At 58.9% G+C, this 25,716-nt stretch carries 21 protein-coding genes and 1 tRNA gene; 10 read left to right on the top strand and 12 right to left on the bottom strand.

Annotation, left to right across the window (positions count from 1 at the left end):
* Positions 1–89 precede the first annotated feature (89 nt).
* The 7 genes from GSQ82_RS01685 to GSQ82_RS01655 all read left to right on the top strand — a co-directional run bounded on the left by GSQ82_RS01685 (position 90) and on the right by GSQ82_RS01655 (position 5,885).
* On the top strand, positions 90–530 hold the full coding sequence (locus GSQ82_RS01685; RefSeq protein WP_254061348.1) for a hypothetical protein: 441 nt from the start codon (positions 90–92) through the stop codon (positions 528–530).
* A gap of 198 nt (positions 531–728) precedes the next feature.
* Positions 729–1,862 (top strand): glycine cleavage system aminomethyltransferase GcvT, encoded by a 1,134-nt coding sequence (gcvT, locus tag GSQ82_RS01680; protein WP_158790274.1) that lies wholly within the window; start codon positions 729–731, stop codon positions 1,860–1,862.
* Between the two features lie 82 nt (positions 1,863–1,944).
* Complete coding sequence (gcvH, locus tag GSQ82_RS01675) at positions 1,945–2,334, top strand: glycine cleavage system protein GcvH (protein WP_158790273.1); 390 nt, start codon at positions 1,945–1,947, stop codon at positions 2,332–2,334.
* A gap of 3 nt (positions 2,335–2,337) precedes the next feature.
* Positions 2,338–3,681, top strand: a complete 1,344-nt coding sequence (gene gcvPA / locus GSQ82_RS01670; RefSeq protein WP_158790272.1) for an aminomethyl-transferring glycine dehydrogenase subunit GcvPA — start codon at positions 2,338–2,340, stop codon at positions 3,679–3,681.
* 2 nt (positions 3,682–3,683) lie between these two features.
* Positions 3,684–4,028, top strand: coding sequence for a hypothetical protein (locus tag GSQ82_RS01665; RefSeq protein ID WP_158790271.1), 345 nt, complete (start codon positions 3,684–3,686; stop codon positions 4,026–4,028).
* A 2-nt stretch (positions 4,029–4,030) separates the two neighbouring features.
* The gene (gene gcvPB / locus GSQ82_RS01660) at positions 4,031–5,578 is read left to right on the top strand and encodes an aminomethyl-transferring glycine dehydrogenase subunit GcvPB (RefSeq protein ID WP_158790270.1); all 1,548 of its coding nucleotides are present in this window, start codon (positions 4,031–4,033) and stop codon (positions 5,576–5,578) included.
* Position 5,579: 1 nt separating this feature from the next.
* A complete protein-coding gene (locus GSQ82_RS01655; protein WP_158790269.1) occupies positions 5,580–5,885 on the top strand; it encodes a hypothetical protein in 306 nt (101 codons plus the stop codon).
* A 51-nt stretch (positions 5,886–5,936) separates the two neighbouring features.
* Here the strand turns inward: GSQ82_RS01655 and GSQ82_RS01650 are convergent, their stop codons facing one another.
* Positions 5,937–6,503: a DUF2911 domain-containing protein gene (locus tag GSQ82_RS01650; RefSeq protein ID WP_158790268.1), complete on the bottom strand. Its 567-nt coding sequence runs from the start codon at positions 6,501–6,503 to the stop codon at positions 5,937–5,939.
* 148 nt (positions 6,504–6,651) lie between these two features.
* Between GSQ82_RS01650 and GSQ82_RS01645 the strand changes: the two genes are divergently transcribed.
* Positions 6,652–6,728 (top strand) — tRNA-Arg (locus tag GSQ82_RS01645).
* Between the two features lie 726 nt (positions 6,729–7,454).
* Here the strand turns inward: GSQ82_RS01645 and GSQ82_RS01640 are convergent.
* From GSQ82_RS01640 to GSQ82_RS01615, 6 genes are all read right to left on the bottom strand, one after another.
* The gene (locus GSQ82_RS01640) at positions 7,455–10,871 is read right to left on the bottom strand and encodes a TonB-dependent receptor (protein ID WP_158790267.1); all 3,417 of its coding nucleotides are present in this window, start codon (positions 10,869–10,871) and stop codon (positions 7,455–7,457) included.
* Between the two features lie 261 nt (positions 10,872–11,132).
* Complete coding sequence (locus GSQ82_RS01635) at positions 11,133–11,534, bottom strand: DUF2237 family protein (protein WP_158790266.1); 402 nt, start codon at positions 11,532–11,534, stop codon at positions 11,133–11,135.
* Between the two features lie 64 nt (positions 11,535–11,598).
* Complete coding sequence (locus tag GSQ82_RS01630; protein ID WP_158790265.1) at positions 11,599–12,720, bottom strand: acyltransferase; 1,122 nt, start codon at positions 12,718–12,720, stop codon at positions 11,599–11,601.
* A gap of 182 nt (positions 12,721–12,902) precedes the next feature.
* The gene (locus GSQ82_RS01625; protein WP_158790264.1) at positions 12,903–14,540 is read right to left on the bottom strand and encodes an ABC-F family ATP-binding cassette domain-containing protein; all 1,638 of its coding nucleotides are present in this window, start codon (positions 14,538–14,540) and stop codon (positions 12,903–12,905) included.
* A 268-nt stretch (positions 14,541–14,808) separates the two neighbouring features.
* Positions 14,809–16,161 (bottom strand): hypothetical protein, encoded by a 1,353-nt coding sequence (locus GSQ82_RS01620; protein ID WP_158790263.1) that lies wholly within the window; start codon positions 16,159–16,161, stop codon positions 14,809–14,811.
* A gap of 221 nt (positions 16,162–16,382) precedes the next feature.
* On the bottom strand, positions 16,383–17,927 hold the full coding sequence (locus tag GSQ82_RS01615) for a DEAD/DEAH box helicase (protein WP_158790262.1): 1,545 nt from the start codon (positions 17,925–17,927) through the stop codon (positions 16,383–16,385).
* A 546-nt stretch (positions 17,928–18,473) separates the two neighbouring features.
* Between GSQ82_RS01615 and GSQ82_RS01610 the strand changes: the two genes are divergently transcribed.
* Both GSQ82_RS01610 and GSQ82_RS01605 read left to right on the top strand, forming a co-directional pair.
* Complete coding sequence (locus tag GSQ82_RS01610) at positions 18,474–20,990, top strand: ABC transporter permease (RefSeq protein ID WP_158790261.1); 2,517 nt, start codon at positions 18,474–18,476, stop codon at positions 20,988–20,990.
* 264 nt (positions 20,991–21,254) lie between these two features.
* Positions 21,255–21,869, top strand: coding sequence for a class I SAM-dependent methyltransferase (locus tag GSQ82_RS01605; protein WP_158790260.1), 615 nt, complete (start codon positions 21,255–21,257; stop codon positions 21,867–21,869).
* Positions 21,870–21,939: 70 nt separating this feature from the next.
* Here the strand turns inward: GSQ82_RS01605 and msrA are convergent, their stop codons facing one another.
* The 5 genes from msrA to GSQ82_RS01580 all read right to left on the bottom strand — a co-directional run bounded on the left by msrA (position 21,940) and on the right by GSQ82_RS01580 (position 25,623).
* On the bottom strand, positions 21,940–22,416 hold the full coding sequence (gene msrA / locus GSQ82_RS01600) for a peptide-methionine (S)-S-oxide reductase MsrA (RefSeq protein WP_158790259.1): 477 nt from the start codon (positions 22,414–22,416) through the stop codon (positions 21,940–21,942).
* A gap of 293 nt (positions 22,417–22,709) precedes the next feature.
* Positions 22,710–23,660: a pseudouridine synthase gene (locus tag GSQ82_RS01595; protein ID WP_158790258.1), complete on the bottom strand. Its 951-nt coding sequence runs from the start codon at positions 23,658–23,660 to the stop codon at positions 22,710–22,712.
* Between the two features lie 146 nt (positions 23,661–23,806).
* Entirely contained in the window at positions 23,807–24,463 is a 657-nt protein-coding gene (locus tag GSQ82_RS01590) for a PEP-CTERM sorting domain-containing protein (protein WP_158790257.1), read from the bottom strand.
* 80 nt (positions 24,464–24,543) lie between these two features.
* The gene (locus tag GSQ82_RS01585; protein WP_158790256.1) at positions 24,544–25,131 is read right to left on the bottom strand and encodes a hypothetical protein; all 588 of its coding nucleotides are present in this window, start codon (positions 25,129–25,131) and stop codon (positions 24,544–24,546) included.
* Between the two features lie 75 nt (positions 25,132–25,206).
* A complete protein-coding gene (locus GSQ82_RS01580; RefSeq protein WP_158790255.1) occupies positions 25,207–25,623 on the bottom strand; it encodes a cupin domain-containing protein in 417 nt (138 codons plus the stop codon).
* Between the last annotated feature and the right edge of the window lie 93 nt (positions 25,624–25,716).

Raw genomic sequence — 25,716 nt, 5'->3', positions numbered from 1 at the left:
AGATTGTACGATCTGGACTAACTGCAGGCTTATGCGTCCTGGTTGTCTGTTCGGGATTCAAACTTAGGAGCCAGCAGATATCTCCTGCCATGGCGCCAATTCCGCCTCGGCTATTCAGTGCGAAGACGATCTTCATCTCTAACGCCGGGGCAGATAGCGGACTATTTCCTCATCCATTCACCGGCGATCCGGATCGTGCGTACAACGAATTCTATGCCGGCGTAGTGAGTTGGGGACGCTATCAGTTGGTCGCGAGCCCCGATAAGGCCGATCTAGTCTTCGAGTTACAGCTCTCCGCTCCAAACGGACCGTCGAACGCAGATAAATCGAAGGGCGCATCGGATCCGCTACCGATGATTCGGCTGGTGATCTACGATCGCCCAACCCACTATGCTCTCTGGGCGCTGACGGAGTCGGTATTGCCAGCAAATCTGCAAAAGACGCATGACCACAACTTCGATGAGGCGGTCTCAAACCTGGTGCTTGATGCGGCGAGATTGACGAAGTCCTTGCCTAGTGGAATGCACTAAGGCGCAAGCTTTTACACACGAATTGTGTCGTCGTGAGGCTCCTCACATTTGATTTCCGTCAGCTCTTAAATGACGGCTACATAAGGCCTATTCATGCTGCTGCACTAGCTGTTTGCGGGTGCGAGTGGCTGGATGCGGTCGCTGGATGCTATCGTTTTAGGGGCGGCAGCCACGAGAAAGACTGAAGGAAGTATCGCTATGGCAGAGACAATGGAACTTCGCAAGACAGCACTGAACGCGGTACACCGAGCGGCGAAGTCAAAGATGGTCGATTTCGGTGGATGGGACATGCCCGTCGACTGCTGCGGCCTGATTGCGGAGCATATGGCTGTGCGCACGGCGGTGGGCGTATTCGACGTCTCGCACATGGGTGATATTCAGCTGCGCGGGCCCGGTTCTCTGGCTGCGGTGCAGCACCTGTGCATGAACGACGCCTCGAAGCTAGCAGTAGGTCAGGCACACTATTCAGCCATGCTGTATCCCAACGGCACATTTGTTGATGACGTGGTTGTGCATAAACTTTCCGACAACGACTACCTGATCGTGATCAACGCTGGAACGCGCGAGAAAGATATCCAATGGGTGCGGAAGACCATCGGACACATGCCTGGCGTTCATGTAAACGACTTCAGCGACTACTACACACAGCTAGCCATCCAGGGACCGCGAGCCGCTGAGACACTGCAAAAGCTGACCTCGACCGACCTGGGTACGATCAAGAACTATTGGTTTACGTGGGGCCAGGTGTGCGGCCTGCATAACGTGATGATCGCGCGTACCGGCTATACGGGCGAGGACGGATTCGAAATCTATATCCCATCCGACGAGACAACGAGCGCACGGGTCTGGGGTGAGGTGCTCGCAGCTGGTGCAGAGTTCGGCATTCTGGCCTGCGGACTGGGTGCGCGGAACACGCTACGTCTCGAGGCCGGCATGGCGCTCTATGGACATGAGATCTCAGACAACATCAACGTACTCGAGGCTGGACTCGGGCGGTATGCAAAACTCGACAAGCCGGAGTTTGTGGGTCGAGACGCTCTGCTCGAGATTCAGGCTGCCGGTGGGACGAAGCGCAAGCTGGTGGGCCTGGAGATGATCGAGCGCGGCATCGGACGGGATGGCTATCCAGTATTCTCTCTCGATGGCAAACGGGTCGGAGAAATTACTAGCGGTTCCCCTTCTCCCTTCCTCAAGAAGAACATCTCTATGGCCTATGTGCCGGTCGATCTTACGGCTCTCGATACAGAGGTTGCCGTGGAGATTCGCGGCCAAATGGTCAAAGCAAAGGTCGTTCCCCTGCCCTTCTACAAAAGAGTAAAGAAAACAGCTTGAGTCTGTAGCTTCGACATAGACCACAACATCTACAATTAAAGTTCCACTTCAAATTGAAGTCCAGACCAAGGAGACGGATCGAATGGCTTACCCTGCGGACTACCGCTACACGAAGGAACACGAGTGGATCAAAGTCGACGGCAACACAGGCACAGTCGGCATCACGGACTACGCGCAGAACTCACTGGGCGATATCGTATTTGTCGATCTTCCAGCAGTTGGCGATGCAGTGGAAGCAGGCAAAAGCTTCGGTTCGGTCGAGTCAGTCAAGGCGGTGTCCGATCTCTTCGCGCCCGTCTCCGGCAAGGTGACGGCGATCAATGAAGAGTTGAAGGATGCACCGGAGAAGATCAACACCGATGCCAATATCACTTGGCTGCTGAAGGTTGAGCTCTCCGATGTGAAGCAGGTCGATGGACTTTTGACCGCAGCAGACTACGAAAAATTTACCAGTGAAGAGACCGGACACTAAAAGATGCGTTATTTGCCGAAGTCCCCTGTAGATCGCGAGGAGATGCTTGCCGAAATCGGCGTGACGTCGATCGACGATCTGTTTTCCACGATTCCAGCGGAGTTTCAGTTGAAACGTGATCTCGCGATTCCACGGCAGCACGGGGAGTCAGAGATCCTGGATCGTTTTCGTGAGTTTGCAGACAATAACGCCGTCGGCTATTCCAGCTTTCTTGGTGCCGGTGTGTATCGGCACTATCGGCCCGTCATCATCGATTCGCTGGTGCAACGCGGTGAATTTCTAACGAGCTATACGCCATACCAGCCAGAGATATCGCAGGGCACGCTACAGGCGATGTTCGAGTTCCAGACGATGATCTGCGAGCTGACCGGCATGGAGATTGCAAACGCGTCCATGTATGACGGCTCGACCGGAGCGGCCGAGGCGATCATGATGGCGGTGCGCGTGACCGGACGAGACGGCGCAGTCATTGCGCGGACGGTGCACCCGGAGTATCGAGAGGTGATCGCGACCTATGCGCAGCACCAGGAGATTCCAACTACCGAAGTCGGCTATACAGAGAACGGACGTGTGGATCTTGCCGCTCTCGACGCTACAGTCACGAAAGACACTGCCTGCGTATTGATTCAATCGCCGAACTTCTTTGGCACCATTGAAGATGTGGCAGCGATTGCAGAGATTGCTCATGCGAAGGGTGCTTTGCTTATCGTCTCCATCGCGGAGGCAGTTTCGTTGGGAATCGTCAGACCTCCGGCTGAAGCGGATATCGTCTCGCTGGAAGCACAGTCGTACGGCGTGGCCGTCGGCTACGGCGGCCCGTACTGCGGCGTGATCGCCTGCAAAGAGAAGTTCCTAAGGCAGATGCCGGGCCGTCTGATCGGTGAGACCAAAGACAAAGATGGCAAACGTGGATTTGTGCTGACATTGTCCACTCGCGAGCAGCATATTCGGCGCGAGAAGGCGACCTCGAATATCTGCACCAACCAGGCGCTCGTCGCGCTCATGACGACCATCTTCCTGACCGTCTATGGCAAACAGGGCATGAAGGAGCTTGCGGAGCAGAACCTTGCGAAGGCTGCTTATCTGAAGGGCGTACTGAGTGCTGCTGCAGGCGCGAAGGTTTTGTTTGACGGTGCGCCGCGCTTTCATGAGCTTGTGCTTCAACTGCCGAAGACCGCTGAAGAGACCAACACCGCGCTGCTTCAACACAAGATCATTGGTGGACTGCCACTGGCAAAGTGGTATCCGGAGCTTGGACCGAACGCAAGCCTGTGGTGTGCGACCGAGTTGACCACCCGAAAGCAGATGGACGCAGTCGCTACGGCGCTTGCGGACAAAAAGGCATAATCATGGATGTCTCTGCGATTATTGGCGAAGAGTTGAAGGCAGTTGAGTTCGTCGAAGATTTTCTGCAACTCCGCTTTGACGCTCCCCTCCTCATCTTTTACGCGTGGCCGCATGTGTTGTTTCCTGAGTTTTCTGTGGCGTATGGCGAGCCGGAGTATCGGAATGCACTATGCGCACAGATCGGTGACAAGGTAGTGCAGGTCTCGCTTGAAGAAGGCAACGCGCTAACGATTGAATTTGAGAACGGCACGGTATTTGGGCTTTCTCTGCGCGAAGAAGATCTGGATGGACCGGAGTCTGGAAGCTACTCGGAGACCGGAAGCGCAGTCGATGCGCAGGAGTTTTAATCATGTCAGTTGAAAAGTTTGTGGGAACACCGAAAAAGGCGACGACGCACACGAATCAGAGCGAAGACTTGATATTTGAGAAGTCTTCGCCAGGCAAGAAAGCGTATCGGCTGGCAGAACTCGACGTACCAGCGGTGGATGCCGCTTCCCTGCTGGGCGAATCGGCGCGCAAAGACCTTGGCGTGATGCCCGAGCTGAGTGAGATTGAGATCATTCGCCACTTCACGCGGCTTTCGACGTGGAACTATGCGATCGACCTCGGCATGTATCCACTGGGTAGCTGCACGATGAAGTACAACCCACGCGTGAACGAAGCTGTCGCGCGGCTTGAAGGTATCGCCGAAGCACATCCATATCAACCGGAGTCGCTCTCGCAGGGCTGCCTGGGAATTATGAAGACGCTGTCCGATGCTCTGATCGAGATCACAGGCATGGACACGATTACCCTACAGCCGGCAGCGGGTGCGCATGGAGAATTTACGGGCATTCTGCTCATCCGGGCGTATCACGAGAGCAAAGGTAATCCGCGAAAGAAAGTTTTGATTCCTGACTCCGCACACGGAACAAACCCGGCAACGGCTGCGGTCTGCGGCTACGAAGTCGCTAATCTCAAGTCGAACGCGCAAGGCATGGTGGATCTCGCGGAGCTCGAGAAGATGGTGGACGAGGATACGGCTGCGCTGATGCTGACCAATCCCTCGACCATCGGCGTCTTCGAGTCAGACATCAAGAAGATTGCGGACATCCTGCACGCGAAGGGCGCGCTGCTGTACATGGATGGCGCGAACATGAATGCGCTGGTAGGCAAGACGCGGCCGGGCGACTTCGGTGTCGATGTAATGCACCTGAACCTGCACAAAACCTTCTCCACACCGCATGGAGGTGGAGGCCCGGGCTCAGGTCCGGTAGCTTGCAAAAAGATCCTGGAGCCATTTCTACCTACGCCAGTGCTCGTAACCAAGGCTGATGGCATGCTCGGGCTCGAATACAACCGTCCGCAGAGCGTAGGCCGGGTGAGGATGTTCTACGGCAACTTCGGCATGTTCGTGCGTGCGCTCGCCTACATTCTCGCCAACGGCCCGGATGGACTGCGGCAGACGACTGAAGATGCTGTGTTGAACGCCAACTACATTCGCGCGAAGCTTGATGGAACCTTTGAGCTGCCGTACAAGACGGCGACGCTGCACGAGGTTGTCTTCTCCGACCGGATTCAGGCGAAGAACGGTGTCAAGACCGGTGACATGGGCAAGCGGCTGATCGACTACGGCTTCCATGCGTACACCGTCAGCTTTCCGATGATCGTGGCTGGCGCGATGATGATCGAGCCAACCGAGAGCGAGTCTCGCGAAGAGCTGGACCTTCTGATCGATGCGCTGAAGCAGATTGCACGCGAGGCGGAGGAGAATCCAGAGCTGGTGCAGACGGCTCCACACTCCACACGCATACAACGGCTCGACGAGACAACCGCGGCGCGGAAGCCGATCCTTCGCTGGAAGGCTCCGGTGGCTGCGACTCCGCTTGCGGTCGATACTGCTGCGAAGGAGTGGTAGCGTGTCTGTCTTTTATGACCGGCAGCAGGAGCTTGAAAAGTACGAGTTCATGATGGGCGAGGCTCGCGGGCGACTGGCTGTGACGCTGGACACCCTCACCGACGCGTTGATTCTTGTGGGGCAGCATGGCGTGTACTGCACGAGCGCGCGCAATCCGAACGTTCCTGCGATTGATCTGCAGGCGATAGTGACCAATCTCAATGGAGCGAAGGAACTGGTTGCTTCGGTGATGGAAAAGCTGCGGCAGGAGAGAGAGGCTGCGGAGATCTCGCCCAGACCTCTCAACATCTCTAGCGAAACAAAGTAGATGCGCCTTCGCAGTCGCGCTTGGCGGTGCGAAGACGCATAAGTGTAGTGGTTACTCGGCCTGGACGGTTACGTACTCGTCTGTGGTCTCCCACTTTACGTGGAGTTCAGTGCTGCTTCCCTGGGTGTGTTCGAAGGAGATGCTCATGTTCTCCTGCGGTGCGGAGAGGGTCTTGTGCTGCATCGGTGTGCGGCCAAGGTCCTGGGCCTGGGTGTACTCGGTGCCCCACTGGCCGGTCTGCTTGTTGACGATGAGGAGCCACTGATCGGCGTTCGGAAGAGTGTAGATCGTGTAGGTGCCGGCGGGGACGGTCAGAGTGCCGATCTTCAGGCTAGTAGCGGTGATGAGCGTGGTTGCGGGGTTCGCTCCGGTGCGCCATACCTGGCCGTAGGGCACTATGCCGCCCATGATCTTGCGGCCCTTCATGCGGGGTGAGTTGTAGTGGATGACGACGGATTTGCCGTTGAGGGTGACGTTGGCGGTGGCGGCGGGGCTGGGGAGGGCCTTGGTGGCAGGCGCAGCCATCTTCATATCGCCCATCTGGCCGGTTGGCAGGGCGAAGCTTGCGGTGGTGAGGAGGGTGCAACAGGCAGCGAGGGCGAGGGAGCGGAGATGCATGGGTGAGTCTCTCTTTCCGATAGATATTGCGCGGGTAGATTTGCGTTGGGCCTGAGTTGCGGCCAAGTGAGCGAAAGTACTGGAGTTGATGCTCCACCGGGGCGGTACGGGCTGTCAACCCGGTGGGATCATGCTAGGCTAGAGGAGCGCGCCCGTAGCTCAGCTGGATAGAGCGGCAGCCTCCGAAGCTGTAGGTCAGAAGTTCGAATCTTCTCGGGCGCACCATCCTTTTTCACTCCTCTTCGACAAAAAGCCGGCCATGGTGGGCTCTGATGGATGCGGCGATTGCGCTGTCTTCTGTCCGGGATAGAAGCTGGAGCAGGGTGCTTTTCAAAAGTCTGGCTAAGTATCGCTCGTCGTCCGCAGCGGTTCTGCATGGCAGATGGAAGTACCGGACGGAGGGTACCCCACCCCCTGGGGGGCACCCCCCCCTGCTAACTCATTTCTATTCAATGATATGCAAAAAACGATGTCTCCAAATATCACATTCTAAATAGGTTACGGGTAAATATTTCTTTCTAAAAGGGTTATCGGCATTAGCGGCTTTCTATGGATTATTTGTGGTACAGAAAAGCCCCCGAAGGTGCTCGGGGGCTTTCTTTTTTCTATCTAATTCAATTATATCGTTTTGGAGGTAACTTCTGCGCCACGCGATTCGGTGCGTCTTTACTGGGGATTTACGATTTTGGGGGTTGACAGGTTTTGGGTGTGTGTCGAGGAAGACTTTTGCTGGTTTGAGGTGGTTTGCGGAAAAACGGGTGCCGACGCGTGGTAGTTCGCTGGTGAGTTCGTGGTATTTGCGTGCTGAACGTGGAGAGGAGACACCACGTCTCTCGTCCGCGAAAAGTACGCCACGGATTTCAACTTTTTTTGCGGCGGTAGTCCTGCATGACAAAACAGCTCCGGAGGGGTCTCCGGAGCCGTTTGAGTTGGGTGAGTGATTCGCTGAGGTTAGAAGAAGAGCTTTGCGGAGAACTGCATCTGGCGGGGGCCGTAGAGGCCGTTGTTGGTCCCTGAGCTGACGCCGAAGGCAGAGAGGCCGGTTCCGTTGTAGGGAGCGATGCAGCCCTGCAGGGTAGAGCCGGTGGGGACGGTGCTGGTGTTGCACTTCAGCGTTCCGGAGGTGGCCCCGGTACCGAGGTACAGCGACTGGGTTCCGTTCACCGAGGTGATGATGGTGTGGTTGAGGAGGTTGAAGGCGTCCGCGGAGAGCTGCATGTAGATGCCCTCGTGGATGGGGATGTTGCGTGCGGCGCGGAAGTCGAAGTCGTTGAAGCCGGGTCCGTAGATGCTGTTGCGTCCGATCTGCGGGGGACGGCCGGTGGTGGCGGAACCGGAGCTGGAGCTCATGGCGCCGCCGTAGATGTTGCCGTCGGCTCCGTAGCTGGATCCGGTGCCGTTGTAGACGGTACCGCTCATGCTCATGAAGATGGGCTGGCCGCCGGAGGCGATCTCCGCGCCGGAGAAGGTGAAGTCGTCGAAGACGTGCTTGACGATCTTGTTGTCCTGCCAGATCTTCGGCTGGTAGACGAAGCTCATGGTGAAGCGGTTGCGGATGTCGGTGTCGGACGGTCCGTTGTCGCGACGTAGGTTGTTGGGATCGAGCGGGGTGTCGCCGCCGAAGAAGGTTCCGTTGGCTCCGCCGACCTGGCCGGTGTCGGTGGCGCGTGCCCAGGTATAGTTGGCCAGCACTTCAAGACCGTTGCTGAATGGACGGCGAACGGTGACTGCGAGCGAGTTGTACCAGGTGTTGGCTGAGCTGAAGCCGGTGTTGAGCGAGGTGATCGCAGAGCTGCGGCGGTCCGACTGCAGGTAGACCGGAACGGTGAGCTGTCTGAGGATGTTGTTGTTGGCATCGGTGACGTTGTAGGTGCGCAGGCCGTGCGGAGACTGGCCGATGAGGTTGGCGTCGATGAAGACGGGCAGGCGCAGGGCGCGGGTGCCGACGTAGCCGACCGAAAGCGTCATCTTGCCAGGCAGGGTCTGTTCGACGGCCATCTGGAACTGATGCGCGAGTGGCGGAACGAAGTTAGGATCGAGACCGTGGAAGCTTTGAGGACCGAGCTTCGCGGGACCGTTGACCGCAGGAGCGGCACCACCGACGGGGATGATGGACGAGGAGAGCGGCGGCCCGGTGACCGGGAACGGCACAAAGGGATACTGGAGGCTGTTGGCCGCGCTGGGAACCGTGGGGCAGGTGCTGGTGGGCGTGCCGACCGAGGCGAGGCAGCCGTTGTAGTTGTAGTTGATCTGGACGATGCCGTTCTCAACCCGCATGGCGTAGTAGGTGCTGCCCTGGTTGAGCGCGGAGAAGAGACCGTAACCTCCACGGACGACGGTGCCGGTGTAGGGCGACCAGGAGAAGCCTACACGGGGCTGGACGCGGTCCGTGACGTTCTTGATGGTTTGGCTGTACTGGGTGGAGAGGGGCGGGTAGTTGTTGTTGACGAGGCCCGGGGCCGGGGTGAGCTGGATGTCGTAGCGGATACCGGCGTTGATGGTGAGGTTGGGACGGAGCTTCCAGGAGTCTTCGGCGAAGCCATCGAACATCTTCATCCAGAAGTCGTCCTTGCCCTGGGTACCGGCGGCGGTGTTGACGACGTCGATGGTCTGGACGAAGGTGTTGTAGTGATATCCGGCGTAGGGGTCGGTGTCGCCTGCCTGTCCGGCGAAGGCGTCTGCGATCCAGTCTTTGAAGTTGGCCACGGGGGTGCTCTCGCCGTAGCTGTAGATACCGCCGCCCTGGAAGAGGTTGATCATGACCTCGTGGACGAGGTTGGCGTCGCCGCCGAACTTGAAGGTGTGGCGACCCTTGGTGGTGGAGAAGATGTCGGTGAACTGGGTGCGGTGCTCGTCTGGCTCTGCGACGCGCGGCAGGGCGTTGGGCATGCCGTAGGTGAGGACGCCGCTGGAGCCGCTGCCGATGCCTACGCTGGGACCGGCTGCGTTGGCGCCTGCGGTCTCGAGGTCACGTCCGTACTGGAAGTGAACCTGGTTGACGGAGGCGTTGCCGACCTGGGTGGTGAGACCGGCGACGAGGAAGCGCTCGTGATAGCTGGTGGGGCCGTTGGTGGTGGGGGAGCTGTTGCTAAACGTCGGTGCGGAGTTGTAGCCGTAGGTGCTGTCGAAGTCTGCGAAGTTGTAGTCGACGAAGACGTCGTTGCGCTGGTTGATGTGATAGTCGAGGCGCGGGAAGAAGAGGTTCTGTTTAGCGAAGCGCGGCGGGGGCGACTGGCCGGGAGCGATGTTCGCGGCGGTCTGCAGGAAGGTGATACCGGAGGCGCACTGGGCGGCGGTGATGGTGGTGGGGCACTGCGTGGGGGTGATGGTCGAGGTGTTGGTCGTGGTGCCGGAGGGAGTGAGGGAGATGTTGTTGGTGTCGGAGTAGAGGACGCGGCCTACCTTGCGGAAGCCGTCGTAGGTGAAGAAGAAGAAGAGACGATCCTTGATGATGGGGCCGCCGACCGAGCCGCCGAACTGGTGCTGCTGGTGGATGGGCTGGGTGAGCAGGAAGGGCGTGGCTCCGTTGTGGAGGGCCTGGAACTTACTGTAGGGATCGAGGGCGTTGAGGTCGGGATAGCGGAGGTAGTAGAAGGCGTCGCCGTGGAAGTGGTTGGTGCCGCTCTTGGTGATGGCGTTGACCTGACCACCGGCGGACTGACCGAACTCGACGGAGTAGTTGGAGGTCTCGGCCTGGAACTCCTTGATGGAGTCGATGGAGTAGACGTAGGGCGCGCCGGAGGATCGGCCGCGGGCCTCGGAGAAGAGCATCTGGTTGTTGTTGGAGCCGTCGACGTAGTTCTGGTTGTAGAGGCCGCTGATGCCATGGAAGCTGACGAGGCCGGTTCCGCCGTCCTGGGTGACGTTGGGGGTGTTGAGGACGAAGGCGCTCCAGTTGCGCGAGGCGACGGGGAGGTTGGTGATGAGCTGTTCGCTGAAGGTCTGGGAGACCTCGGTCTTTTCGGTGTCGAGCAGCGGCGTGGTGCTGCTGACCTCGATCTGAGTGGAGACGGAGGCAGCGGAGAGCGCGGCGTCGATGGTGAGGACCTGGCCGACGGTGAGGAGGATATCTTTGCGATCGACCTTACCGAAGGAGCCGCCGCCGAGGATGACCTCATAGTGGCCGGGCAGAAGGAAGTTGGCGGTGTAGGAGCCGTCGGAGTTGGTGGTGAGGGAGCGCGAGATGCCGGTGTCGTTGTTGAGGACGATGACCGTCACGTTGGGAACAGCGGCGCCGGAGGTATCGGTGACTGTGCCGACGATGTTTCCGTTGCCGGAGGTCTGGGCTGTGGCGAGACAAGTCGGGAAGGCGAGGAGGAGGGCGGCGGCACAGGTAAGCAGGTCCTTGTAACGGGGAGGTCGATTCATGTTCTGGCTCCTAGAAAGTGCACCGGCAAAAAAGTGCGGTGCGTGAAGGTATGTGGTTCGTCTTTGAGTGCGGCTGTCGTGTCTGCCGGAGACGTTCACGTACGACGAATATCTAAATTTTGTTGTGGTTTAAGACTCAGGCTTGGGGGAGGAGCGTGTCAAGAAGAATTGTTAATAGAATGTTACAAATTGGGCTTTTATTGGGATTTAGGCTCTATTTTGGTCGTCAATTCATATACCGGTACCGGGCGGCACCCGGGATCAGTGGAGCTGGCTAGGGATGACGGCGTACTGGATGAGGAGTTCGAAGGGGACGATCTTGAGGGTGTTCTCGTGGGTGGCTTCGAGGATGATGGGGCAGGCGGCTCCGGCTTGCTGGACCTGGAGCCAACGGGCGGCACAGACGCACCAGCGGTCGCCGGGTTTGAGGCCGGCAAAGCCGTACTGGGGCATGGGGGTGCTGAGGTCGTTGCCGAGGGCTTTGGAGGCTTCGAGGAAGGGCGTGTCAACGACGCAGCAGATGGTGTGGACGCCGTGGTCGTCGGGGCCGGTCTCGCAGCAGCCGGTGCGGTAGAAGCCGGTCATGGGCTCGCAGCCGCAGATGTCGAGAGGCTGGCCGAGGACGTTTTTGCCGCGGTTTCTGATGGGTTCTACGGTGGGCATAGGTCTTCTTTCTAAGTTCCAGTATCCCACTATTGCGGTGATGTGTGCAGGGGAGGCTGCGACGTCAGACTGTGGATCGGATCGGCGCGGGTTTTGGCTTTCTGCCGATGCGAAGGAAGGGCTCTTCGTAGAATCGGCGCGACAGCCAGGCGAGGAGTATAGAGAGAGCGGTGGAGAGGATGAGTTGGGTGTAGGCGCCGGATAGTGCGTTGCGCGCCGACGTGTTGGCGATGTGGAGGACGCTCCAGCGGTAGAGCGTGTTGACGAGCATGTGGATCAGGTAGAGGCCGTAGCTGATGTAGCCGAGGAAGCGGAGCGGGGCGGTCCAGACGCTGCTGAAGAGCGGGCTTTGCAGGCCGAGGAGGAGCAGAAGGGTTCCGGTGAAGAAGAGATTCCAGGGGAGGGTCTGGAGAGCAGCTCCGAAGACGTTGGTGCGATGCAGAATGCCGAAGGGGAGTCCGGCGAAGAGGATGACCAGCGCCGCCGCGCAGGTGGCAAGACCGACACGGACACCGTTGCGCAGGGTGCCGAAGCGGGAGCGGGCGAAGATGGAGGCGAGTGCTCCGAGGGCGAGGTTGTCGGCGATGAGGTAGGTGCTCATGTGGATGTCGCCGAGGCTGGGATGTCCGGAGGCGACAAACCAGCGGAGGAGGGGTTCGACCACGCAGAGGGCGGCCGAGAGGATGGTGAGGGTGCGGACGCTGACGTTACCGGCGATGGCAGGCCAGACGGAGTAGAACTGCTCTTCGACGGAGAGGGACCAGAGTGGAAAGTAGGCGTCCACCAGGTGAAAGGTGTCCATGTAGTTTGCGAGGAAGAACATGGAGAACGTGGCGGTTCGGAACGACATCCTGTGCAGGATGACCAGAAGCACGATGATGGCGAAGAAGGCTGGAAGGATGCGGAGTGCGCGGCGCAGGTAGAACTTGTGGTAGAAGTCGGGCTTGCCCTTGCTGTCGATCAGGATGCCGGTGATGAGGAATCCGGAGAGAACGAAGAAGAGGTTGACGCCGAGCCAGCCGAATACGGTGAGATTGATGAAGAGCTGACCGATGCGATTGGAGGAGACGGCACCGGCGTGATAGAGGCCGTGGTAGAGGACGACGACGAGGATGGCGACGCCGCGCAGCACATCCAGCTCGGGCATGTGCTTGCGAAGGAGGGATTGATCTGGTGAACTCGCCAAAAACTTCCTCTTTAAGAGTCGATTCCACACCGTGCTGCGGAGCTTGCCTTGGAGTCTGTCTCGGAGCTTGTCTCCACGCGACATCCTACCATTTGCGCCGGCGCCGCTGGCCGGATGAGGCTGCAGAGGACTGATCTAAAACAGATCGTTCGCGGCGGCCTCATCGCGACGGTGCGGGTTCGTTACTTTGCGGAGATGGCCAGCTGCTGCTGGTACTCCTCGTAGGGGCCCTTGTGGTCGGTGATGTGGAAGTCGGTGGGGCCGCCTTCGAAGTGCCAGATGCGTGTGCCGGCTTCTTCGATCAGGTCCTGGTCGTGGGTGACGAGGAAGACGGTTCCTTCGTACTTCTGGATGGCCTGGTTGAGCGCGTTGATGCTCTCGAGATCCAAGTGGTTGGTGGGTTCGTCGAGGACGAGCACGTTGGGCTTCTGCAGCATGATCTTGCAGAAGAGCAGACGGGCGGCCTCGCCTCCGGAGAGTGCGTCGGTCTTCTTGAGGCCCTCTTCGCCCTTGAAGAGCATCTGGCCGAGGATGCCGCGGATGTCTTCCTTGGTGGCCTGGGGGTCGAACTGGTGCAGCCAGTCGGAGGCGGTCATACCGAGTTGGATGGAGCCCTTGTGGTCCTGAGCGAAGTAGCCGATGGAGACCTCGTGACCCCACTTGACCGAGCCGGTGTCGATGGAGACGTCCTTCTCCTCGATGCCGGGGCCGTTGGCGAGCAGGGCCTTGAGCAGCGTGGTCTTTCCCTGACCGTTGCGGCCCATCAGGATCACCTTGTCGCCACGATTGACCGAGGCGGAGAAGTTGTTGATGACGTGCTCGGCCTTGCCGTCGGGCTGGGTGTAGGACTTGTTGACATGCTCAAACTCGAGGACGTTCTTGCCCGAGGGGCGCTCCATCTTGAAGCTGATGAAGGGGCGCGCGATGTTGGAGCGGGCAAGCTCTGATGTTGCGAGGCGCTCGACTTCTTTCTTGCGGGAGTTTACCTGCGAGGAGCGCGTACCGGCGGAGAAGCGGGCGATAAAGTCGTTGAGCTGGGCAATCTTCTTTTCGCGCTGCTCGTTCTGGCTCTCGATGCGGGTGCGGACGCTGGTCTTCTGGAAGACCATATCGTCGTAGCCGCCGTTATAGGTGATGATGGTCTCGTAGTCGATGTCGGCGATGTGGGTGCAGACGTTGTTGAGGAAGTGACGGTCGTGCGAGATGGTGATGACGGTGCCGTTGTAGCGAAGCAGGAAGTCCTGGAGCCAGTGTATGGACTCGAGGTCGAGATAGTTCGTCGGCTCGTCGAGGAGCAGGGCTTCGGGGTTGCCGAAGAGGGCCTGGGCGAGCAGGACGCGGACCTTCTGGCCGCCCTGCAGCTCGGACATCTTGCGCTCGTGGAGCTCGTCGGGGATGTCCAATCCCTGGAGCAGCACGGCGGCGTTGGACTCGGCCTCGTAGCCGTCCTCGTCGCCGACGACGCCCTCAAGTTCGCCGAGGCGTGAGCCGTCTTCGTCGGTCATCTCAGGCTTGGCGTAGATGATCTCGCGCTCTTCGAGAGCCGCCCAGAGGGCTTTGTTGCCCATGATGACGGTGTCGACCACGCGGTAGGCGTCGAACTCATACTGGTCCTGCTTCAGTACGCCAAGCTTCTTCGGGCGAACGACAGTTCCCTTCTGCGGATCGATCTCGCCGGTGAGGCACTTCATGAAGGTGGATTTGCCGGCGCCGTTGGGGCCGGTGAGGCCGTAACGGCGGCCCGTGGTGAAGGTGACCGAGACATCCTCAAAGAGGAGCTTCGAGCCGTAGCGCATGGTGACGTTGGAGACGGAGATCATAATGTTTTCCCTATGTGTGGGTGATTCGGTTGCAGCGCGGTGTATGGCGCGGCTTTGGTCACGACAGACCTGTCAACAGGCCGTTGAAGAGGGTTTGCCTTCTCAACGAAGGCTGAAAGATGAAAGGCGATGCCGGGTAAAACAAGCAGCGGCGAACCTGGCGACGACAGTAAGTCCGATGCAGACGACCCTCTCTATTCTCGCATGTTTTGCGAGGTTTATGCACGTATGAGCTTACAGGGGAAGCGAACTTCGCCGGGACGCCTGATTATTCCTCGCAGACCGGGGTGGAGTCCGCGATCAGGCGGCAGCACATCAGAATCGAGGGGTAGATGAGGACGCTGACGTGGCGGGTAAAGACGAAGCCCAGGAGATACGGCAGGGCGCAGGCTGCAACCAGGGCAAGAAAGATTCCGGCGGCTGCGCGTTGCGACAGGGCATCTGGGCGGAACGACGATAGGGATGGCCGGATAAGACGATAGGCGGCTCCGAGGATGGCGGCCCAGAAGATGAGACGAAATATCGTCATGCCGGTGCGCTCCACCTGCCGAAGAAGACCGCCGTTCTCCGAGGAGCCGTACTTGCGAATGCTGAAAAAGAAGACGCCGAGTTTGCGCAGATCGGCCTGCATGGTCTGCTGCGGGTGCGTGCGGAGGAACAGGACCGCGGTGTGCTGGTGATAGTCGTTGAAGCTCCACTCGTCGCTGAAGTGCAGGCCGCTGTTGAGCTCGGAGTCATAGACGTCCAGAGAGCCGCCGAGCGGAGCAGGATAGTGGGAGAGAAACATTGGATTATTTCCTTTGTGAAGATTGATGCCGTCGATACTGGTGCCGAGGCTGTAGCGTCCGCTGGCGTGGTGCTGGTGCAGCGCCCAGCCGATGGGAGCGGCGATGACCAGCAGAATAGTCAGAAGACGAAGCGCTGGACGGCGTTGCAACAGGAGATAGCCGAAGAGAAGAACGACGGCAGCTGGGGCCATGGAGCTCTTGGCGAGGTAGACGCCATCGACCGCGACCGCGAAGAGGATGGCCTGAGCCACCTGGCTGCGAGTCGATCCCTGTCTCATTGGCCGGACTGGAAAGAGCAGCAGCGCGACGGCGAGCGCAAGCATGCTGTAGGCGTAGCCCTCTTCCACCTGCATGTTGACCACGTCGGCGAGGAAAGCCGTCATCGTAAACGGCACAAGAAGTAGAAGGACGGTGGCCCATCGCCTGCCGCGCGCGATGGGAAGACGGCGCACCACCAGCGCGAAGGCGAGTTCAAGCGGAAGCAGTAGAAGGGTTGTCTTGAAGAAATCGACGCGAAGGAAGTGATCGCCGAAGAGGGTTACGCCCAGTGCGATGACGAGCGAAGGAAGGGGCATTCGTCCGGCGTGGAAGCAGATGGGGTAGTCCGGCGTTCCCATGGCGGTGGTGCAGGTGGTGAGGCCGCCGCCGTGCAGAAGGCTTTCGGTAGTTGGACCTACAAGGTTTGCCAGCTGAAAGAGAGATTCGTCCACGGTGTGGTTGAAGCTCCACGCCGTCGCCAGGCCAAGGGCCAGGGTGAAGATGACAAGCAGCGGCAGAAGAGCGCGATGAGGGCGGCAGCTTGGGTCGGTCGGTGCCGTGGAGGTTGAACTCATCCGTCCAATCTATCTCGGACCGAATCGTTTCGCGCATGAGATTTGCTGAAGATCAGCGGAATTGCCTGTCTGTGATTTCAGTCTCAGCGTTATGGAACATTGAGGCGCTTCGGCAGCTTCGATCCAGCAGCAGGAGGCTAAAGAGAAACGCCCACTCTACGGCTGGTTGGCTGGCAGAGTGGAGCGTCTTTGTCTAAGTACGGGGCTGCTGAGAACAGAGCTTACTGACCGCGGCGTGCGGGGCCAGAGCGGCTGCTTCCGGAACGGCTGCTTGGCCGTCCACCGCGGCCGCCGGGACCAGCTGGTCCGCGTCCACCCGCGCTGCGTCCGCCAGAGAAGCCGCCGCCACCGCTGCGGCTGCGGAAGCCACCCTTGTTTCCGCCGTAGTTGTTGCTCGGCGTAGTCATCGGGGTGACGGGATCGTTGCCCTTCCAGGTGCGGGTTTCAAGTTGCATCAGGTCCTGCCCTTTGGCTGTTGTGTCGAGGGGCTGGTTGCGAACTTCCTTCTCAAGGTTCTTATCGGCCTCGCGCCACTCAAACTTTATCTTGAGTTCGCGCTCGAGCTTGCGGGCGTCGTGCTTCTCCTGCGGCATGACGAAGGTCGTCGCAACACCCTTCTTGCCGGCGCGGCCCGTGCGGCCGATACGATGAACGAAGTCGTCAGAGGCGTTAGGCAGGTCGTAGTTGACGACGTGCGCGATGTCATTGACGTCAATGCCGCGAGCGGCAACGTCGGTCGCGACGAGAACGCGGTGACGCCCGGTGGCGAAGCCCTTCAAAGCCGCGGTGCGCTGCGACTGGCTGCGGTCGCCGTGGATGACGTCGGAGTCGTGGCCAAGCTTCTCAAGCTTCTTCGCGATGCGGTCCGCGCCGTGCTTGGTGCGCGAGAAGACGAGGAAGGTTCCCTCTTCCTGGCGCAGCATCTGGTCGAGCAGGCCGAGCTTCTGGTCCTGCATAACGGTGTAGACGCGAAGCTCAACGCGGTCCGAAGGCTTCGAGGTGGTGCCGATCTCGATGCGGACGGGGTTGTTGACGTAGTCGCGGACGATCTCGCGGATGTTCGCATCGAGCGTCGCCGAGTAGCACATGGTCTGGCGCGTCTTCGGAATGGCGCCGACGATGCGGCGGATCGCGGGCAGGAAGCCCATGTCGAGCATGCGATCGACCTCGTCAAGGACGAACATCTCGACGGAGTTGATGTTGATCTCGCGACGGCGAAGGAAGTCTTCGAGACGACCCGGCGTTGCGACGACGAGGCGTGGTCCGCGGTCGAGCTGGTCGAGCTGATTGTTCTCCGAGAGGCCGCCGCAGACGAGCACAGCGTCGTTCTTCGAACCGGGAACGAGCTTCCAGTAGGCCTCGAGGACCTGCATGGCGAGCTCGCGCGTCGGCAGCAGGATGAGGGCGCGAATAGGACCGCGCTTGCCCTTGGTGCTGGGCACGGAGTTTGCATCCATGCGCTGGATCATCGGGATGAGGAAGCTGAGGGTCTTGCCGGTGCCGGTCGAGGCGGTGGCGAGGATGTCGGATCCCTCAAGCGCGGGCGGAATCGCCTTGGCCTGCACGGGCGTCGGGTTCACGAAGCCGGCGCTGGTCAGGCGGGTCTTCAGTGAGTCCGAGATGTTGAAGTCGGTGAAGCGCACATCGCTGACGGGAAGGTTGGCCGGAGCAAATGCTACCGGAGCGGGCTGTGCGGGGGCTGAGGGAGAGGGGTTCTGCTGGTTCTGTGACTGCTGTTCGTTCTGTTCCAAGGTTGCGGAGTTCAAAGTTTTTCCTGTCTAAAGGTCGTTGTGAAGCGGCATAGGTGTGCAGGGGTGCCACATGGGCACCATGGATTCAACTAGTCAGCATTGCTGTCAGGGTTCGAAGCGCTGCTGCTGCACGGCGAGACTCGTCCGTTGACGGGTCTACCAGCCAGAGCAACCAGCGCGGCTTCCGGTAGTGCGGGAAGGAATGCGGTGGGTGAGGCGAATCGCAGTCTCTGGCCAAACTCCGAATTCCACGAGGAGTCCTTGCCTGCGATGCCCGTACCAGTTTTGAACTGAGTACAAACCAACTATATCACACTCCGGCTGCCGTACGCGATAGAAGAATCGAGATGGTAGACGCAGGCTAGGCAAGGACACGAAACGGGCGTCCGCAAACGGACACGCTAATCCATGGATGAACAGCTCCCGCCACGTACGCGACTAGGCACAGGCTCATTTTCAAGAGGTTAGCCCCTCCTGCGATTGGCAGCACAAGTGCTTCTGAGATAGGTCTAACGTTCTATCGATCTCACACTCTATCGAGCTATCGAGACAAAGGCGAAAATGCACTCACTCACCCAGGACCTCCGCTTCGCCTTTCGCCAGATCCGCCGGTCGCCTGGATTCATGCTCACCGCCGTCCTCACGCTCGCGCTGGGCGTTGGAGCCAATACGGCGATCTTCTCCCTGCTGGACCAGGCGCTGCTGCGTTCTCTGCCGGTGCGCGACCCAGGGGGGCTAGTCATCCTCGAAGGCACAGGAAAGGCCTGGGAGGGTCACTTCAGCAACCACGGCGGCGACAGTGAGGCCTACTTCTCCTATCCGATGTATCGAGACCTGCGCGACCGCAACCAGGTCTTCGAAGGCCTGCTGGCCACCGCTCCCGCCGACATTGGATTTGCTCACAACGGAGTTCCACAGCACGGACGAGCTGAGCTTGTCAGCGGCAACTACTTCACCCTGCTTGGCGTGAGACCCGCGTTGGGCCGCGTCTTCACCCAGAGCGAAGACATGCAGAAAGATGCGAACCCGGTTGCGGTCCTCAGCTTCGACTTCTGGAAGAATCAGCTTGGAGCGGATCCTTCGGTCGTAGGTACGACAGCGTTAATCAATGACCATCCGTTTCAGATCGTCGGAGTCTCGGCGCCGCACTTTCACAGCGCCATATGGGGCGAGACGCCGGACGTCTTTGTCCCGATGTCGATGGTCGGGCCGGTCCTCCCCGGCAGAGACAAGCGCCTGATCGACCATACGGATCGCTGGATCAACATCCTCGGCAGGCTGAAGCCAGGTGAGTCGAGAGTCCACGCCGAGGTTGCGATGAACCCGCTCTGGCATGCACTTCGCGCAGAGGAGCTGAAGGCGCTGGGCAGACAATCGCAGCGCTTCAAAGACGACTTCCTGACCAACAGCCGCATGCTTCTGCTGCCGGGAATGCGTGGCTTCTCCTATCAGCGGGACGACTTCCGCGGACCTCTGCTCGCCGTCATGGGAATGGCGCTGCTGGTCTTGTTGATCGCCGTCGTCAACGTCGCCAGCTTGCTTCTCGTCCGTTCGGCCAGCCGCGCCCGCGAGTTCTCACTACGATTCGCACTGGGCGCGGAGAGCTCGCGCATCCTGCGTCAGCTTATGATCGAAGGCTTGCTGCCAGGGCTGGCCGGAGGCGCACTGGGCATGCTGATCGCACCGTTCGCCTTACGGGCGCTGATCCGCCAACTCGCCGGCGACCAGACCTCTGTCGCGTTCAACCCGACGATAGACCTCCGGCTGCTCGTCTTCAACTTCGCCGTCGCCGTTGGAGTCAGCATCCTCTTCAGTCTCGCTCCTGCTCTTCAGCTACGCAGGCTCGACCTTACCGCGGAGATGCGGCAACAGAGCGCCTCAGGCACAGGAGCCGCCTTCAGTCTTCGCCGCCTGGTCGTCTGCCTGCAGATTGGAATCAGCATTATTCTGCTGGTCGGAGCCGGCCTCTTCGTCCGCACCATGCAAAACCTTCGGCATACCAACGTCGGCTTCACCACCTCGCACCTGATCACCTTCGGCATCAACCCCAAGCTCGCCGGCTATGCTCCCGCAGCAGTCCCCGCCCTTCACCAACGCGTTCTCGACAGTCTGCCGGCGTTGCCCGGAGTCCAGTCTGTCGCGGGAACCGACAACCCGGAGCTCTCTGGCAATAGTCAAACGGGCAACGTCTCGGTCGCAGGTTACATAGCGCCTACCGATGAAGACTTCGACGTAGAACACCCGTTCGTCACACCGTCTTACTTCTCCACCCTGCAGGTTCCACTGATTGCCGGACGCCTCTTCACCGACGACGATGATGCCAGCCACCCCTTCGTCGCCATCGTCAATGAGTCCTTCGCAAAGCACTTCTGCGGAACCATCACAAGCTGCGTCGGGCGTCAGACGACCGCCGGCGGTGGTAATAACGTCAAACTCAACACAGAGATCGTCGGCGTCGTCCGCAACGCAAAACACACGGGCGTTCGAGATGATGCCGCGCCCACCTGGTTCCGCCCGTTGAAACAGAACTCTACCCCCGCCGCTCTCTTTCTCTACCTGCGCACCTCCGGCGATTCCGCGCAGATGCTCTCCACCATCCTCCGCTCCATGCAGCAGCTCGATCCGAAGCTCGCCGTCGTTGCGCTCCGGACCATGGATGCGCAGATCGATGACAACCTCTCGGATGAGCGCATGATCTCTCTGCTGGCCACAGCCTTTGGCGCACTGGCGACTGTGCTTGCAGGTGTTGGCCTCTACGGTGTCCTCGCCTACTCGACGGCGCAGCGCACACGAGAGATCGGCATACGAATCGCGCTTGGCTCTTCAAGGCTAGGCGTGGTCCGCACAGTGTTGCTGGATATGGCGCGGCTTGCGGGCATCGGCATCGTCGTTGCGGTTCCCGTCTCCGTGGTGCTTGCGAGACTTCTGCGAAGCCAGCTCTTTGGGGTTTCGATCGCTGATCCGATTACGCTAGCAGCGGCAGTGGCGTTGATTGCAGTCGTGGCTCTGGTCGCGGCGATCATTCCCGCACGCCGCGCCTCCACGGTCGACCCAACCATAGCACTGCGCACCGAATAATACTTCTGAAAAAAACGCCTACGCGACAGGCTCCCACTTCGTGGCGGGGTCCCCGCAAACAGGCCTTCGTTTGTGGGTTGGACCGGCATAGTGAGCCCGTCCGGCAGGACCTGTCTTTCCATCGCCCAATACCTGCAGATTGCAGGTAGGTTAATTTTTTTAGCCACAGGCGAATAGGCTATCGCCGCCCTGATAAGAGCGATACACTAGCTTGCATTTCTGAATAACTTTCCCAAGTCTTGAACAAGGAAGCGAGAATCTTCGATGAAGCTCGAATGGGAGTATGCCTACTGGCAGGCTGTACTACATGGCCTGACAAAACCCAAGGTTCCTGTGATCGAATACATACCCGAAAAACGACGCCTTCCGGAGAGAGTTCTGCAGGTAGGCTCGGCGTGGAAAGGTATCGAAAGCATCTTATCGGACCTTATCGAAAAGTTTGAGGTAAAGACGGATCGATGCCTGGAGTTCGGCGTCGATTACGGCTATTCGACCGTTGCCCTGTCGTCATTTTTCGACAACGTCGTTGGAGTCGATACCTTCGTCGGCGACAAGCATATGGGCAGCATTCGGGATATCTACGCTGACACCCGCGATCGGCTCTCCACCTTCAAAAATATTGAGCTCAAGAGAAACGACTACCGCGACTGGATTCTGAACGACCAAAGCACGTACGACCTGATTCACGTCGATATTATTCATACATATTCGGATACCTACACGTGCGGACGGTGGAGCGCGCATCGGTCGAAGTGTGTCATCTTCCACGACACGCAGAGCTTTCCCGCGGTGAAGGCCGCCGTAACGGCGATCGCACGAGAGACGGGTAAGAGCTTTCACGAGTTCAAGGAGAGCAACGGTCTCGGAATTCTCGTCTAGTCCTTAAAAAGTCCGAGCCATGAGTTTGGCGGCCCATGGCTCCTGTGACCTGCGACTCGGGCGTTGTTTGTTAGATGTGACAGCTCACCATGCCACGCTTTTCCAGGTATCTCTGGTGATACTCTTCCGCCTTCCAGAAGGTCATCGATGGCACCACCTGAGTTGCGATCTGCTGCCGGTAAGAGCCGGACGCATTCAGCTCGGCGATCTTTGCGCGAGCCTGCGCATACTGCTCGTTCGAGTTTGTGAAGATGACGCTGCGATACTGCGAGCCCCAGTCCGGACCCTGGCGATTCACCTGGGTAGGATCGTGCATCGCAAAGAATGTGTCCAACAGCGTCTCGTACGATAGACGGGATGGATCAAAGGTGACTTGCACAACCTCCGCATGGCCGGTGCGGTCCGTACAGACTTCTTTATATGTTGGGTGTTCGAGATCGCCGCCTGCGTATCCTGCGGCTGTATCGATAACACCGGTAATCTCACCAAAACGGGTCTCTACACCCCAAAAACATCCTGCACCAAATACTGCTTTTTCCGTTGCCACTCTGTTGCTCCTTTACTGCACCTATTGGATGCTCTCGATCCAGGATTGTCATCACGCAAAAGGTTAATAGCGGGAGTATTCTGGGCGCACACAGAGAGAAGTGTCAAGCGAACAGAAGTTGTAAAAAAACAGTAAAGCCAACTGTGAATTTCCACAGTGAAGCAGACCTTTTGATATTGCCGTGGATCACTATGAATCGCAGAAGAAAGATCGATTAAGCAGATGTTGCAACTTTCTGCGTTCCCCTATCGGCTCTTTACTATCTCGATCACCGGATCGTTTTTTAGAAGCAGCTAGCTCGGCCTGCGCGGACGGCTCGCCGACTTCGTCCCCGTTGGCTGTCGCCGAGGCTTCGAGAACTTCTTCTTCGCTGGAGCCTTCAACTGCGCGAACTCCGGCGTCTTCTTCTTCGGTACAACCTTCTTGCCCTTCGCCGCGCGATCCAGCGCCATCACCTCACCCAGCGTGAGTTCGCGGTAGTCTCCCGGCGGCACGTCCAGACGCAGCGCACCATAACCGATGCGGCGAATCTTCTCCACATGGTTGCCGATCTCTTCGAACATCTTGCGGATCTGGCGATTGCGTCCCTCGGTCAGCGTCAGCTCGTACCACGGGTTATCGCCTCCACGCACAAGCTCCACCTTCGCGGGCGACGTAATGATGCGGTCGCGGCGTCCGCTGCGAACCTCGTCCAATCGTCCGCGATCGATCATGATGCCGCGGCGAATCTGCTCCAGCCCTGCGGCCGTCGGCATGCCGCTGATCTTCACCAGATACGTCTTCTCCACACCAGCGGCCGCCTTCGAGAGCGAGTTGGCAAGGTTGCCGTCGTTGGTCATCAACAGCAAACCTTCGCTCAGGTAGTCGAGCCGGCCTACAGGATACAGACGCACCTGATCGCCATGAGGACCACGCTTCTGCGTCATTAATTGCATCACGGTCGGACGCTTCTCCGGATCGTCCAGCGTCGTCACATAACCGCGCGGCTTGTTCAACATGTAGTAGCGCTGCTGCTCCGGTCCCTGCAGCAGCTTGCCGTCCACGCGGATGTGGTCTTTCGTCGCATCGTGGCGTGTGCCCAGCGTCGTCACCACCGTGCCGTTCACCTGCACGCGTCCTTCGAGGATGATCTCCTCGGCCTTGCGGCGGCTCGCGATTCCGGCCTGCGCAAGAATCTTCTGCAGGCGGTCGCCCTTGGGTTCGTCGTTCGGTTCAGGCTTCGGGGTAGAGGGGGACTTCGTCATATGTTTCCGGCTTTCTGACTGCGGAGATGCTCATCGCGGTCGGGTGGATCCTGCGCCCGGCATCGAGGCCGAACGCATCATCGCTCCAAAGCGAACTTCGAAGCTCTTCCACTATTATCGCCTGTTTTACGAGAAACTGCGCTGCCTTACGCCGAAAGCCTTCGTCGTGCAAGCGTGACCAAACCCACAAGACCGGAACCAAGCAGAACGAAGGTCGATGGCTCAGGCGTCGATCCCACCGGCGTTACTGGTTCATTGATGTTGATCGTGTCGAGCTCGACGCCGACGAAGCCCAGCGTATTCGGAAACAGAATCGCATCGATGCCTGTCCAGTTCAGAGTAAGTAGTCCATCCGGCCCAGCCGCAAGGGAGGTCGTCGAATCGACCAGAACGCCATCGCGATATCCAAGAATCGAGATAGCAGCGGAGGTAGGCGCGATCAACATGTTATTGAGCGTAAACGCCTGACCATCCGTCGTGTAGAAGCTCGGAGTCTCCGAAGGATCTACCGGATTTCCGTTCTGATCGAGCACCGAGTAGAAGGGATACGGAGGCGGCTCGAAGGGATAGTACGCGGAGAGCAGGTAGGTCGTATTGTCGCCCGGAAACGCCTCGCCATAAGACGAGGGACTCGCATAGTCGAAGTAGTAGAAGGCGAAGCCACGATAGTCTCCGACTGTGTACAGCGCCCCGTCCGACGAGACAAGGTCGTTGAAGGTCAGCGTTTCCGCATGAACGAACGAACTCGCGCTAAGCAGAAGCAGCGATAACAAGAACGAGAGGATGCGAAGAGAACGCAGCATAGGACCTCCAGAGGATCATCAAACTTCGATCAAAGCTATTGCAAACAACCGCTTCGTAAAATCTCATCTGGCCCGTCGTGCTACTCGATACTGTAAATGAAGATGATGATACCGATGTGATAGATAAACGACACAGCCAGCAATATAAGCTGGACGCGACGCTTCGGCGTAATCATCCCAAGGATGCAGATCGTCAGCATCCCGAGGATGCGGATGGGATACTCGATCCCGAAGGAGTGCAGATAGGCCGAGCCCTTCAGGGTGGTGTCGGCGATGTCGGCAATATTCGTCGCAGCAAGAATACCGAAGAACCACTTACGCCGCGAGAGAAAGTAGTCCTCATACCCCGCATAGTCGGTCAGGTCCGAAGGAAACAGCAGCGTACACAGGAAGTAGTACAGGATCGCGTACAGGATGACGAAGAAGTAGATCTCGAAGGTCCACTGCGCCACCATCGACAGGCGAAACTCCCACCACCAGAAGTGGATGATCCACAGCAGCAGCGAGACCGCCCAGCCCAGGTGCAGAATCGAGACCTTAGCTCGCTTCGGGTGCTGCACAAAGCGCGCAAATCCACTGAGCAGCGTCGTGATGCACAGACCGACGATGATCGAGATGACGACGCGGATGTGAACGAGCAGGTCGGAGTTCGAGGGCGGAGAGGTCATAGGCCGGACTAAGCTCGATTCAGAAAGCTAAGCTCGATTCAGGATGATGTCCCAATGAGATACATCAGAGCCAGGTCAGGCAGGATGAAACGATATGCCGAACCGCTTCGAGATCTCAACGATCTTCTCCATGTCGGTCGCGGGCGAGAGTGGACCTACCTCCTGAAGATAGTTCTCGAAGCCTGCGGGCGACACAAAGATGAGGATCTTGCCTGAGGTGCTTCCGCAGTTGCGAAAGGTATGGACATGGCCACGCGGCGCAAAGACAACATCGCCGACCGCTATCTTTGACCACTTTCCCTCGCTGAGAATCTCGAACTCGCCTTCGAGAGCGGTAAAGGTCTCGTCCTCTCTGGTATGCATGTGCGGCGGTGGCCCGCCTCCGGGCCGCGTTGTCTGGATCATCACAGCTGCCGTGCCGTGGCTCATGGCGCCGTCGACGAGCAGGTCGTCCGGCTCACCAAAGACTGTAAACGACTTCACAGGTTGCATCGAAGCTCCTATCGTACGAAGTGGGGGCCCGGAAGAACAGCAATAGCGTACCAGAGCTTCTACGCGCTCGCGCCCTTTTTTCATTGAACAGCG

The organism is Granulicella sp. L60, assembly GCF_009765825.1.
Taxonomy (GTDB): Bacteria; Acidobacteriota; Terriglobia; order Terriglobales; family Acidobacteriaceae; genus Edaphobacter.
The sequence above is the reverse complement of the archived record's forward strand: the minus strand, read 5'-3'. Positions and strand labels throughout refer to the sequence as shown.